General features: G+C 52.5%; 2 protein-coding genes. Both read right to left on the bottom strand.

What is annotated here, in order from left to right; translation table 11 throughout:
• On the bottom strand, window positions 1-294 hold a 294-nt coding region (locus ACFPZN_RS56630), incomplete at its 3' end, for a major capsid protein (protein ID WP_378293782.1).
• A gap of 12 nt (window positions 295-306) precedes the next feature.
• Window positions 307-531, bottom strand: a 225-nt coding sequence (locus ACFPZN_RS56635; protein WP_378293784.1) for a hypothetical protein, incomplete at its 5' end; no start/stop codon positions are given.

Genomic DNA, 531 nt, shown 5'->3' on the forward strand with positions numbered 1-531 from the left:
CGTGGTTTCATACGGACCGTATTTCCACGGTGCTTTAACGGATACCGCTTCACCGGCACCGATTTTTTTACCTGTGACTTTATCGACAGAGTTCACATTGCGCGATTCGATGGAACCACCAACTTTGTAGAAGGCGCGTTTACGGAAATCACCTTCAAACAGTTCGTTATCCAGCAAAATCGCACCGTTGGAGGAAGCGTTGAACACTTCCAGATTGTCCTGGCGACGCTCAAGAAACGCGGTCTGCGCCAGATCGTCATAAATAACCAGGTCGGTATTAACAGTCGTTGCCATGGTTTGAATCCCTTATTTCGGAAGTTTGAGGAAGGCCTGCTGGCCGTGTTTGCGGATGTAGTCCGCTTTGTCGCTGGCGCTCATTTCGGAACGTTTCAGGCTGCCACCGCCGTTTGGTTTGTGTCCGCCCGCGCCGGTGCCTTCTGCGCGTGGGAACAGATGCGGAGCCGTCTCCTTAAGAGACTCAGCCCACTCAAGCGGGCTTAGTGGAGTTTTGCCGTCTTTACCGAACAGAAC

Source organism: Actinomadura rugatobispora (genome assembly GCF_042656285.1).
Classification (GTDB): domain Bacteria; phylum Actinomycetota; class Actinomycetes; order Streptosporangiales; family Streptosporangiaceae; genus Spirillospora; species Spirillospora rugatobispora.